At 39.9% G+C, this 12121-nt stretch carries 16 protein-coding genes; 2 read left to right on the plus strand and 14 right to left on the minus strand.

Annotated elements, in window-relative coordinates; all coding sequences use genetic code 11:
• Positions 1-21 precede the first annotated feature (21 nt).
• From PISS_RS14460 to ccoG, 4 genes are all read right to left on the minus strand, one after another.
• Complete coding sequence (locus PISS_RS14460) at positions 22-660, minus strand: thiol:disulfide interchange protein DsbA/DsbL (RefSeq protein WP_008113400.1); 639 nt, start codon at positions 658-660, stop codon at positions 22-24.
• A 19-nt stretch (positions 661-679) separates the two neighbouring features.
• Positions 680-1303 carry a thiol:disulfide interchange protein DsbA/DsbL gene (locus tag PISS_RS14465; protein WP_013464264.1) on the minus strand — a complete coding sequence of 208 codons (624 nt, stop codon included), beginning with the start codon at positions 1301-1303 and terminating at the stop codon, positions 680-682.
• A 35-nt stretch (positions 1304-1338) separates the two neighbouring features.
• Positions 1339-2313, minus strand: coding sequence for a serine/threonine protein kinase (locus PISS_RS14470; RefSeq protein WP_013464263.1), 975 nt, complete (start codon positions 2311-2313; stop codon positions 1339-1341).
• A gap of 80 nt (positions 2314-2393) precedes the next feature.
• On the minus strand, positions 2394-3824 hold the full coding sequence (gene ccoG / locus PISS_RS14475) for a cytochrome c oxidase accessory protein CcoG (RefSeq protein WP_013464262.1): 1431 nt from the start codon (positions 3822-3824) through the stop codon (positions 2394-2396).
• A gap of 282 nt (positions 3825-4106) precedes the next feature.
• Between ccoG and PISS_RS14480 the strand changes: the two genes are divergently transcribed.
• Together PISS_RS14480 and PISS_RS14485 are read left to right on the plus strand one after the other, a co-directional pair.
• Entirely contained in the window at positions 4107-4466 is a 360-nt protein-coding gene (locus PISS_RS14480) for a hypothetical protein (protein ID WP_013464261.1), read from the plus strand.
• Positions 4466-4672: a hypothetical protein gene (locus PISS_RS14485; protein ID WP_013464260.1), complete on the plus strand. Its 207-nt coding sequence runs from the start codon at positions 4466-4468 to the stop codon at positions 4670-4672. Before PISS_RS14480 ends, PISS_RS14485 begins: the two co-directional genes overlap by 1 nt.
• Positions 4673-4684: 12 nt before the next feature.
• Here PISS_RS14485 and PISS_RS14490 read toward each other — a convergent pair whose 3' ends face one another.
• The 10 genes from PISS_RS14490 to gspF form a co-directional block, all read right to left on the minus strand.
• On the minus strand, positions 4685-5272 hold the full coding sequence (locus PISS_RS14490; RefSeq protein WP_058155329.1) for a UPF0149 family protein: 588 nt from the start codon (positions 5270-5272) through the stop codon (positions 4685-4687).
• A 21-nt stretch (positions 5273-5293) separates the two neighbouring features.
• A complete protein-coding gene (locus PISS_RS14495) occupies positions 5294-6052 on the minus strand; it encodes a type II secretion system protein N (protein ID WP_013464258.1) in 759 nt (252 codons plus the stop codon).
• 3 nt (positions 6053-6055) lie between these two features.
• The gene (gene gspM, locus PISS_RS14500; protein WP_013464257.1) at positions 6056-6529 is read right to left on the minus strand and encodes a type II secretion system protein GspM; all 474 of its coding nucleotides are present in this window, start codon (positions 6527-6529) and stop codon (positions 6056-6058) included.
• Positions 6526-7734: a type II secretion system protein GspL gene (gspL, locus tag PISS_RS14505; protein WP_013464256.1), complete on the minus strand. Its 1209-nt coding sequence runs from the start codon at positions 7732-7734 to the stop codon at positions 6526-6528. Before gspL ends, gspM begins: the two co-directional genes overlap by 4 nt.
• On the minus strand, positions 7731-8717 hold the full coding sequence (gene gspK, locus PISS_RS14510) for a type II secretion system minor pseudopilin GspK (protein ID WP_013464255.1): 987 nt from the start codon (positions 8715-8717) through the stop codon (positions 7731-7733). Before gspK ends, gspL begins: the two co-directional genes overlap by 4 nt.
• Complete coding sequence (gspJ, locus tag PISS_RS14515) at positions 8717-9382, minus strand: type II secretion system minor pseudopilin GspJ (RefSeq protein WP_013464254.1); 666 nt, start codon at positions 9380-9382, stop codon at positions 8717-8719. Before gspJ ends, gspK begins: the two co-directional genes overlap by 1 nt.
• Complete coding sequence (gene gspI, locus PISS_RS14520; protein WP_013464253.1) at positions 9383-9757, minus strand: type II secretion system minor pseudopilin GspI; 375 nt, start codon at positions 9755-9757, stop codon at positions 9383-9385. It abuts the gene before it with no gap.
• The gene (locus tag PISS_RS14525; RefSeq protein ID WP_058155330.1) at positions 9757-10344 is read right to left on the minus strand and encodes a prepilin-type N-terminal cleavage/methylation domain-containing protein; all 588 of its coding nucleotides are present in this window, start codon (positions 10342-10344) and stop codon (positions 9757-9759) included. The genes gspI and PISS_RS14525 overlap by 1 nt, the downstream gene beginning before the upstream one ends.
• Before the next feature lie 49 nt (positions 10345-10393).
• Positions 10394-10816, minus strand: coding sequence for a type II secretion system major pseudopilin GspG (gspG, locus tag PISS_RS14530; protein WP_016900325.1), 423 nt, complete (start codon positions 10814-10816; stop codon positions 10394-10396).
• Between the two features lie 69 nt (positions 10817-10885).
• A complete protein-coding gene (gene gspF, locus PISS_RS14535; RefSeq protein WP_016900324.1) occupies positions 10886-12121 on the minus strand; it encodes a type II secretion system inner membrane protein GspF in 1236 nt (411 codons plus the stop codon).

Consider the following 12121-nt stretch of genomic DNA (forward strand, 5'->3'; position numbering starts at 1 on the left):
TTTTTTATTTCACTAAACTACTTATTTATTTGCTAAGTAGTTAATAAGTGCGCTTACATCTTCTGGCGATGAAATGCCTGACTCGCCACCTAAGTTAAGCTTGTATTTACCATTAACGATAAACGTAGGAACGCCACGAAGTGCTCCTTTGCCTTTAAAGTAATCTTGGTCGCGTTTCATTTTAGAGCTAAGTGTACGTACCGAGAAGCTTTCAAATAATTTATCAAACTTGTCGCCATCTACGCCTTGCGCTAAAAATACATCTTTTACATCTGCCAACTCATTAAATCGTGCACGCTTTGCATGGATATGATCAAACATCGCTGAAATAATTTTATCTTTTTGAGGTAGTACTTCAGCTGTAGCTAATGCTTGGCTGATCATGGTTTGATGTTCTGGGTCACGTACACCCACAAAATCTACATGGCTTTTCTTAAACTTTACGTTTTTATCTAGCTTAGGTTTGATCTCGGCCAGCAGTGGTTCCATGTTATTACATGCAGGACAGTAAAAAGAGAAAAACTCTTTTACTTCTGGTTTTCTGGTTGCACGATCAGAGACGACATCGTAATGCACGCCCTCTTCGTAAGTGGCAGCAAAACTGGTTGCAGCTAAAGGGAGTAATACAGCAAGTAACCCTGCTTTAACTAATTTGATCATTATTGTGGTGCTCCAAAAATTATAGTTTTAGTAAAAAGCTAATTAACTCATCAAGTTCTTGTTGGCTCTTGATTGTATTAATATTGATTTTGTATTTGTCATTTACGATAAATGTAGGCACGCCAGTTAATGCACCAAGTTCAGAATATTTATTCTGTTTATCTTGCATGGCACGTTCAGCTGCTATGATAGGCAAACTGGCGATGTCGTTATCAAATGTCGTGTTATCAATTGCATTAAGCTCTAATAACTTTTTAACGTCTTTAATTTCAGTTAATGGCGCACGTTGTATATGAATGCTTTTAAAAATTTGCGCTGTTACCGCTTCAGCTTGACCGTGTTTCTTTGCGATTAAGTAAGCAAAGCTTAAATTACTTTGAGCTTGTGGTGAAACGCCTCCCAAAAAGTTGACATGATTTTTTACAAATTCAGCCCCTTCAGGTAAGTTTTCTGCAATCCCTTTGGCTACCGGCTCAAATTTAAAACAATGTGGGCAATAGAAAGAGAAAAACTCGGTTACATTCGGGGTTTTACTTTTTTCAACATCAATTACAGTGTATTGATTACCCGCTTCAAAGTTAGCAGCTAATGCTGCAAAAGGTAAACATAGGATCAGTAAACTTAGTTTTAATTTTTTAAGCATGAATATCTCGTTATACTTCTTTTTAAATAAAAATATTATGGCAATAATTTTAACGGGGCTTCTTGCAAAGCTGCAAACTGCTCTTTAAGCGCTAAAATTTGTTGCTCCCAGTATTTGTCATCTGCAAACCATGAAAAGTTCCGTACAAAAGCAGGATCACTCCAACGTTTTGCAACCCACCCCATGTAATGAATCATACGCATAGCCCGAAGCGGTTCGATCAGCTTAAGTTGTGAGTGATCAAAATCGCAAAACTCTTCATATGCATTCACTAAAGTGTCTAACTGTAACAGCTGTGTTTGTCGATCGCCACTGAGCATCATCCATAAATCTTGAATTGCAGGACCTTGACGGCTATCGTCTAAATCAACAAACATTAATGCATCTCCTGCCCATAGGATATTACCAGCATGGCAGTCACCATGTAAGCGAATGCCTTCTACATTTTTATATTGCTGTTGAGTTTGAGCAATGACTAAATCTAAAATAGTGTAAAAGGAAGTCTCTAATCCCATAGGGACTAACTTACTTTTTTGTAAATGAACTTTAGCTGTATCTAAATATTCATCACAGGTAACGGTCGGTCTTTGGGTAAAGGGTTTCGTTTTGGCTACTTGATGCATACGACCGATTAAACGCCCGAGCACATCGAGTTGATCTAAATTGTCCACCTCAAATAAACGCCCGCCTACACTTGGGAACAAAGTAAACAAATACCCTTGATGTTCAAACAAGCTTTGCCCATTGTGTTTTATTGGCGCCACCACCGGTACTTCAGCGGCGGCTAGTTCAAAAGCAAAGTCATGCTCTTCTTGAATTTGCGCTTTGCTCCAGCGCTCAGGGCGATAAAACTTAACGACGTAACGCTTTGCACCCTCGGCTACAAATTGATATACCCGATTCTCGTAGCTATTTAGCGCTAACAACCCTGACTCAGCATAAATATCCACGCTTTCTATGGCATCCAAAATAAGATCTGGAGTTAAGTCAATAAAGCTAAATTTACTCATATACTTCTTATATAAAAGAAAAGCGGGAATATCCCGCTTTTTTGTTAATAACAGTGCTCGTTTGCCTTTAATAAAGCGACTTATCGTGCCTTAAAAAAGTTGCTTGGCTGCGATATTTTATTATCGGGCTCGTTTATTGGCGACAACACAAAGTTAAACTCGGTCATTGGCGCTTTTAAATCATAAGGATCCATTACCAGTGATAGCGGTACATTATGCGATTCACCAGCGTTTACTGTAAAGGTAGTATCACCTAAGTATTTATAATTATCTAACCCTGTTACATCAATAGAGAATGTTTGCTCGTATTGTGCTTTGTTAATTACTTTTAAGGTGTAGGTGTTTTCAACTAAACCATTAAAATCGACACGATACAACTGATTACGGTCGCGAATAATATCAAAGTCCATGGTTTTACGCATGGCGATATTAGCAACCAGCGCACCGGTAAGTAAGATTAAAATAACACTGTAACCAATCAGCTTTGGACGCAGCGGATGGGTTTTATTCTCCGGTGTTTCTAAATTACGCTCGGTGGTGTAAGAGATAAGGCCTCGAGGGTAATTCATTTTATCCATTACGCCGTCACAGGCATCAATACAAGCGCCACAGTTTATGCACTCATATTGCAAACCATTACGAATATCAATCCCGGTTGGGCAAACCTGCACACACAAGTTACAGTCAATACAGTCACCTAAACCTAACTCTTTAGGGTCTTGTTTACGAGAACGTGGCCCTCGGTTTTCACCACGAGTTTCATCATAGCTTACAGTAAAGGTGTCTTTATCAAACATTGCTGACTGAAAACGTGAATACGGGCATATATGTAAACACATAATTTCTCGCATCCACCCAGCGTTACCATAAGTACAAATAGTAAATACAATGATACTAACTAAGGCATAACCGCCTACATTAAAGGTAACAAATTCAGGCAGTAGTTCGCGAATAGGCGTGAAGTAACCAACAAACGTTAACGCAGTATATAAAGAAAATAATACCCAACTAGTGTGCTTAGCTGTTTTACGCCAGAACTTGTCAAAATCCATCGGCCGTTGATCTAACTTTTTACGTTGGTTAGCGCTGCCCTCAAACTTTTCTTCAAACCAAATAAAAATGAAGGTCCATACTGTTTGCGGACATGTATAGCCACACCACACTCGACCATAAAAAGTGGTAACCAGAAATAAGGCAAACGCTGCTAGCATAAATATAAATGCAAGAATGGTGAAATCTTGTGGCCACAGGGTTAAGCCAAAAATATTAAATTTTTGCTCCATTAGCTCAAATAAAACAGCTTGTTGACCGTTAAAGTTGATCCATGGCAATAACATAAACGCCAGCATGCCTAAAAAGCCAATACGTTGTCTTAGTAATTGATGGAGTCCTGAAACAGCACGCACATAAATACGGTTGCGTGGGTTAAATCTATCTTCTTGACGGCTCAGATCGGGTTTTTGGATCTTAACCTCTGTTGGTATGTTTTTTACTTTAATTTGCTTATCCATTGAAGTTCCTCAACGCCGCTAGGAAATAAAAATTCAGCAATCTTTTTGTACTTTTCGCCTAAGTGTAGCAACTTACATGCTAAACATAATACGCTTTAGGTCGCACTTGTATACTTTCAGATATTTCAGAAATATCTAATTACTCCTCTTATTATACGCATATTGGCTAAAATTACTGACTAGATTGCTAATAATTTATTCAACTTGTGACTTGCTTTTAAGGTGTATTTTATTACACTTGCCGGCTACTAACGTGTTGTTTGGATCAAGGTTTGTGTATTTATGAAGAAATTTTTTATACTAGTGGTTGTGATCCTAGCATTTTTTACCATTGATCACCCCTTGGTAAAAGAGCCTCGTGAGCGCTTACTCGGTGATGGTATAGGCTTGTTAAGCAGCACAACTAAAGTCGATCGTTTTCCTGTCGCAACCATGACAAGAAACAAAATTAATAAACAGTTAGCACTTTCAAGATCCGAAGAAGACTATATTGATAAAACCTTTACCAATGATGAGTCAGTAAAGTTGTTTGAACTACGCTATTGTCGTCAAGGCGATCTAAACCTTTACTTTTATTCAGAACGTTTAACAACGGTATGTCGCATTATCAAAGAGTCATTAGCGCAAGCGAGAGTGAAATAATGGATTTTTCTGGATTAAATAAAAAAGCAAGTAACTCATTTCACAAGCACCGCACTATGCTTAAGCAGTTGGCACAAGGTAAAACACTTAAATGTGAGCATTGCCAGGGTGTATTAACGTTAAATTTAGCCACCAGCGAACCTGGTAAGGGAGTAATACAGTGCAAACAAGGTTGCACTGATATTGAATTAGAGATTGGCGCTTAAGGCTTTACCTACTTATTCATCCCACCCTTCATCGGTATACAAACCACTATTAAGCGCGACAATTTCTATAAGTTCAGCAAAACCTAACGCAAAGTCGCCCATTAATTCATACTGCTGCGCACACAAATGTAATTCATCGATATTATTTTGCTGTGCAATCTTTGCAATCGTTGGTTTATCTAATGCAAAAAAGCTAAGAGTCGCCTGTGCACTTTCAAGCGCTTGCTTGTATTGAATATCTAGTTGCTCACTCTGGAGTAACTTATGAGTATACGTTTGGCTTGCAGTTAAAAAACCTGCAGACCACTGCTGACAAAACTCACGGTCAAACTCAGCGGGTAACTTATAACCAAGTTCAAATACTTGTTCACTTACTTGATGATGTAATGCCATAAACAAAAACAACATGTCTTCATCAAGGTCGTTTGCTGTATCAGGGAGAATATTTTCTAACCATTGGTGAACTTCTAATGGCTCAGGTGAACATATAACGCCAAATAAATAACCTTGGCTTTGGGTAAGGCTCATTGCGCCTGATTGGGTATTTAAAAACTCGCTGAGCAGCTTAGCATGCTGCTCAGTAAACTGAGGTATTTGCATTAAAACTCTTTATATAAAATATTAAAATTTAAGTGGGTAACGACCTTGGTTATCTGGTCTGCCTAAAAACTTCACCGCGTCATGAACTTCTTTCGGTAAAGTGAGATCAGGTTTAACATATCCCGCTACTTTAAAATCAAAATTGGCTTTTAGTGTAGCATCAGCCTCTAACCCTAATCTATTATTTGGCTCAATAAGTATGGCTACATCGCCCGACTTACAACTTAACTTACCGCTTAAATCGCCTATATTAAACCAGCCAGTTAGCCCTTGCACATCAATATCAGGGCTGGCTATTTCACCTTGTAATGATTGGCAATAAGGAGCGCCTGAAACGTATTCATCGAGCTCTAAAATAACGCGTCCTTTAGCAGTAACCGGTAACGGTAAATCAATGCGCTGCATAGCGCGCTCAACCGTTGAACGCACTACAGTATCAGTTATTCTAAGTTCATCATTTGTGAGAGAATAACTAATATCTGCATACCCAGAAATGTCATCACGTTCGCGAGGATTACCAAAACGTAAGTTAGTATTTACTTGAGCTTTAAAGATTGACCAGCCTGATATATCCCAACGTACATTGTTCAACTGTTCACCTTGAAAGCGAAGCTGCATTATTTGACCTTGCCATAGCGTACCAAAAGTTTGCCCTACCTCTAACTGCGCAGGTAAGTAAGGTTTAGCAAAATTTAAAGCCACTGCAGCGGGCAATTTAATAACGCTAAAAACAAGAAAGCTAATTACAAAAACGATGGATAAAATTATTATTTTTTTCATTAACTACTTCTCTAATACTAAACGGCTAACGCGTACATAACCGGATTTATCATCTTGGCTTAAATCTAAATTTTCTACGCTTAAACCATGCTGATTAACCAGCTCGTCAATCCATTGGATTAATTGATTAAACTCCACTGAGTCGAGTGTTAAACGAAGTGAATTATCATTTGGCTGCATTTTACTAATATTAATGCTGTAACGACCGCGCGTATTATTCACTATTTGGCTGAGGTTTTGATTGCTCACCGCTTGCGCTTTACCTGCTGCTTTAAGTTTAACGATACTGTCGTCTACCCATGCTAGCAATTCTTGTTGTTTTATTTGTGATTGTTGCGCATTTTCTATTGCCGTATTTAAGGGTCTAAATATACCCATTACCAAAACAAAAATAATAAATACACCACCCGCAACCATTATTAACTGCTGCTCTTGTTCTTTTAATGAACCCCAATATTTCATGAACTGCTGTTTCATTGTGCACCTCGCAGTCTAATTTCGCCGACGATATAATCACCATCATTATTTAACGACCCCTGCTCAACAGTCACACCTTGCTGCTCAAGAATGGCTTTAACCTTACCAAAGGTTTGAAAGTCTTTTGCACGAGCACGAATACGTAATTCATTACGGCGCTTATCAAAACGTAAGGTTTGCGGTGTAAATTCGCTCACTTGTGAAAATACACTCACCAGCTTGCTGGTTAAATCTAAAAAGCCAGCATCGCTCGTACCTTGCACTTTATCCAGTGCTCCCTGTATTTGATTTTTAATTAAGTGAGGGCGCACCCGCGTGCCTGGAAAGGCTTTTTGAAATCGCTCTACTACTTGTGATTTAGCTACCTCAAGCTGCGAATTAAGCTGATGTAATTCAACCGCTTTAATAGCCACACTCGATAGCAAAGCAATAACACTAATTATGGTGGCACTTTTCCAGTAACCCCACCATAAAGCCGTTTTCTTTTTAATCGTGTAAGGCCCTTGACGCAAATTAAATTTAAGCTGATCTAACTGCTTAGCAAATAATGCTAACGGCAGCTCATAATCACTGGTTTGCGGATGCAAGGTAAGCGTTTCAGGAAATTGCTCTGCAGGGCTGTAATGTTTTATATCAGGGTTACCTAAAGCCGTTAGATATTCCTTTAACCAGCTGCTTTCAACCGCACCGATATGCCAGTCACCTTTTTTAAATAGCCATTGCTTGTTGAGCTCAATTGCCGCTACACAAGGCTCTTCTGCACTGGGCAATAACAAGCCATCCGGCACTATTTTATGAGCAGTGAGCTGGTGTTGCTCAAACACCTCTAACCAGTGCTCAAACCAATCGCGATTCATTAGCGCAACCCTAATTGCATGCTGCGCTTCAACCATTGTCGGCTCCCCTAGCGCTATATAGATATCGTCTATATCACAGGCAATATCCTCTTCGAGCATATAAGGCAGTGCTTGCTCTAGCTTACGGTTCCATTTGGTTGGCAGTATCACCGTTTTTAATTGCACTTGGTCACATGGTAAAAGTACCACGAGCTCTCGGGTTGATGCTTTTTCAGTTAGTTCACTTAACTGGCTGGCATTTTGTAACTCGCCACTGGCTATTATTTCTTGTTCTTGTGGTGAGTATATTAACCAGTTAAGCAAGTCTTGTTCGGTTTGACCCGTGCGGATCAACAGTATCTCTGTCACTGTACGCCTCCAAATTTTCGCGCCAGTATCGTTACCTCGCCATTGCTGGCATACAGTAATGTGGTCATCGAAAAACGCAAATCAACAAATTTTGCCTGCGTTTGTAATTTAAAATATTCACTTTTTAAACTAAAAAGCTTTTCTACTGCTTTGATATTTTTGCCGCCTTGTTGTTTAACAGACTCAAAAAACTCTTCAATATTATCAAAGCCATTTTCAGGTCGCGCTGCAATTACCGCTTGAGCACCCGAAACACTCAGTTCGTCTATTAGGCCACTGAGCAATAAAGCTTGCTCTTCAGTGACTGTATTAACATTAATTGAAAGTAACGTACTGCCTGGGATCACACAGACAAAAGGCAGCACTTTTTCCATCACTAAAGGGTTAAAGCCTTTAATTAAACGCAGTTCAGATACCGAAGCAAATAGGCTATTAGCCGTCATATATGGAAACTGACGCGATAAATACTCCCCCTCTTCGGCACCAGAGCGATAGGTTATACTGTTCTCATCAAGCCAATCAAACACACTGTCGGCCATCCCTTCTTCTGATTCATCACTGGGTAAATCATCTATATTTTCTAAAATAGCAAACAACGCTTTATGTGCTGGGTTAGTTTTATTACCGCTATTTGGGTCTGGCTCAACCCCAAGCGCGTTTAAATTTAAACACGCTTGTAAATCAGTCAACTGGCCGCTTAAAGTGCCGTTCTCAACAGGGTACTTTACATCGCCTTGCTTTGCCCAGGGCTGCGCTAAGGTGGTTTTTTCAGGATCGTCTTTTTTACTTTGAATTAAACCTTTAATTGCTAGCTCTTCAGCACCATAGGCATACCATTTCGCTTGTTGCTGACTTTGTAAATTGGTACTTCTTTGTACTTGCACCATTAAATTAGCACTCATTTCAACGGCTAAAATAGCTGCAAGCGCTACAATAAATAACACAATAACCAAAGCCGCGCCGCGCGAAGATTGTTGGTTCATCAAGGCGTACCCCGGCCATTAGGTTGCGACGGGTTAGTCCCCTCAGTTACTGGTTTAGGTAGCTCTTTACCGAGTCCTGGCACTAAAAACACACGCCTGATAGGCTCCGCATCCATTTGCTTTATAGTTACCGCAACGGCTTTAGGTAATGCCTTAATTTGCCAGTCTTCTTGCCACTTACCGCTACCATCTAAAAACTCAAATTTAAGCTCTTCGACTGCCGCTAAAATAACTTGGCTACGAGGCTCCATATTATCGAGTTGATCGACATAAATGCGATATACGCGTTCTAACTTGTCATCAATGACGCGATAACCAACAGCTTGTAACTCTGAGCGAGGAAGTAAGTTAATGGGATTCATCCAACCATCGCGTACAAAGGCAATACCATCAAGCTGGCTTTCTAAAATGTAGCGTCCAGCAAGTAAGTATCCCTCTTGAAAATCTCCAGCTTCATTACGTACTTGGCGTTTAGTCATTTGGCTAAAGTCTTGATCCATCAATCTAAATGCAGTTTGTAAGCCATTTAGTTCAGCAATTTTTTCATCTGATGCTTGTTTAGCTCGCGTTGTGGTATCAAGTATTTGGTGGGTGGCCATAATCACAAACGCCAACACACCTAGTGCCACCATCACTTCTAATAATGTAAAACCGCGCTGCTTCACTTAAAGCTTACCTTTATTTAAGTAAGTGCTTAACTCATAAATTGAATTTTCGTACTTATCATCCGTAAACACATTAATAGTGACTTTTACAAAGCTCTTGTCGGCAGTGGGCACAACATCTTGGCGCCAAAACCATTCAATACCCGCCATCATCTCACTGCCGCGGGTACCATTTTTACCTTGCCATTTTTCGCCTTTCGTTCGTTGTTCTACCAATACATTCTCAGCGACCCATGAGCCATACGTTTGTTCTTCAATACTTGATAAGTGATGAATATGCTCACCGGTTGCTTGCATTGCCGCAATACCCGCCATGGCACAAATACTCAGTGCAACTAAGACTTCTAATAATGTAAACCCGTGGTATTTTTTCATTATTGGGGCTCTCGACGAAAATCGACTGGGGCTGCAAATTTACCTTCAATAAAGTACACCGGCTCTGACTGATCTTTTAATTCAAGCATGAGCTGAAACGCACTTACATCGGCAGAGGATAAAATAAGCACTTGCGGTACTTTTAACTTTTTAAGCTCTAATAAACTGTCTTCATTGTTACCACTCATTAGCTCACGCCAATTTGACTGCTCTAGTAAGTTATCTTGTGCCCAAGGTAGGTCTTCAAGATTAAGTGTTAATTTAAATTGGGGTTCGATCTCAATTGGCTTAAATAAAGCTTCACGATCAAAGCTAATCCATTTTTCGCCATCAAAAACTAAAAATTCAAGCGTATTTTGCTCAACTAAAAGGCCTAATTCTATTTGATTAAGCACCGCAAATTCCGATGCGGCATTAATGGTGGTATGCAGCCTATTTGCTTGCTTGTCTAACGCTTCTTCAGCGCCGCCATCTAAGCTGTATACCACCATTTTGGTGGCAAAGGCGATGATCACCAATACCACTAAAATTTCTATTAAACTAAAACCATACTGCTTTGCACTCAGGTGCTTAGGGCTTACCTGCATGGCAAGCCCCAATGTATTATGTTTAAGTGCATGGTAAAGTTATTGGTCATTACTGCTTATCTTCATCCCAATTACCAATGTCATCTTCGGTGGCTGGTTCGCCATCTGGACCCATCGAAAAGATATCAAATTTACCTATTTCTCCAGGGCTGATTAATTGGTAATTATTACCCCATGGATCTTCTGGTAACTTGCTAATAAAGCCACCATCAGGAAAACGCTTTGGAATGGGCTCAATACTGGTTTTAGTAACTAATGCCTCTAAACCTTGCTCTGTACTTGGGTAGCTTTTATTTTTAAGCTTGTACAAACTCATAGCATCTTCTAACTGCTGAATATCTAAATGCGCTTTATCAATAGCCGCTTCTTCTTGCTGGCCCATAATATTAGGTGCCACAATCGACATGATCATCCCGATGATAACCAGTACCACCATGACTTCTAATAAAGAAAAACCTGATTGTTTATTCACGTTATTACCTCGTTATTCTAAAAACACTAAGCAAAAATGATTTGTTTAAATCATTAATATAAAAAATACTTAAAGACCTACGGCCTTGTTCATTGCCATAATTGGCTGCAAAATTGCCATTACTATGAAAAGCACAATCACTGCCATAGAGGCAATCATTGCCGGTTCCAATAATTTTAATGACACATTAACCATACTTTCAAACTCGCGATCTTGATTGTTAGCAGCACGCTCTAACATTTGCTCAAGTTCACCGGACTTTTCACCACTGGCTATCATATGTAGCATCATTGGTGGAAACAACTTAGTTTGCTGTAGTGAAGCACGAAGACTCGCCCCTTCACTGACTCTTTCTGCGGCATCAGCCACTGCTTGCTTTATTTTTTCGTTAACCAACACCCCGCCTGAAATACGCATTCCTTCAAGTAGCGGCACTGAGCTTGACGATAAAATACTTAATGTACGGGCAAAGCGCGCTGTGTTAATCCCTCTGGCAACCTTACCTATGCCTGGCATATGTAATACTTTTGCATCCCACCAAAACCGTACTTTAGGCTTTTTAAGTGCATATTTAATTCCAATAGCAATCGCTGTGATCGCTAATAAACTAACAAACCAATAGTTTTGTACAAAATGACTACCCGCCATGACCCATTCGGTTGTCCAAGGTAATACTTGTTTGGTTTTTTCAAACGTTTTTAGTATTTTAGGCACCACAGTACCTAATAATACTGAAACAATACCAATAGCGAACACGACCAAAATAATGGGATACACCATCGCTTGCGTAATTTGGCTACGCATATGTTGGCGTTGCTCGGTGTAATCAGCCAATCTGTTAAGTACTTGATCTAAGTGACCTGACTTTTCACCTGCGGCCACCATTGCACGGTATAAATCGTCAAATACATGCGGAAATTCACTCATCCCATCAGCAAGCGTATACCCTTCCACCACTTTAGAGCGCACAGACATTAACATACGTTTTAGCCGTGGTTTTTCACACTGCTCAGCAACCGCCATCACGGCACCCTCAACGGGTAAGGCTGACTGAATTAGGGTCGCAAGTTGACGTGTAATCAAAGCAAGATCTGACGTTGATATTGTCGGCTTAAATAAAGAGCCTAATAATGGCGCTTTTTGACCTCGAACTTGTTTATCATCTTGAGCAGCTGGCACGACCTCGAGGGGGGTTAGCTTTTGATCGCGTAAAAGTTGGCGAACTTGCTTTGCTGTATCCGCTTCTAAAATTCCTTTTTTTTCTTTTCCCCGGCCATCTAATGCACGGTATTCAAACGCCGCCAT

The sequence above is a fragment of the Pseudoalteromonas issachenkonii genome (genome assembly GCF_002310795.1).
Classification (GTDB): domain Bacteria; phylum Pseudomonadota; class Gammaproteobacteria; order Enterobacterales; family Alteromonadaceae; genus Pseudoalteromonas; species Pseudoalteromonas tetraodonis.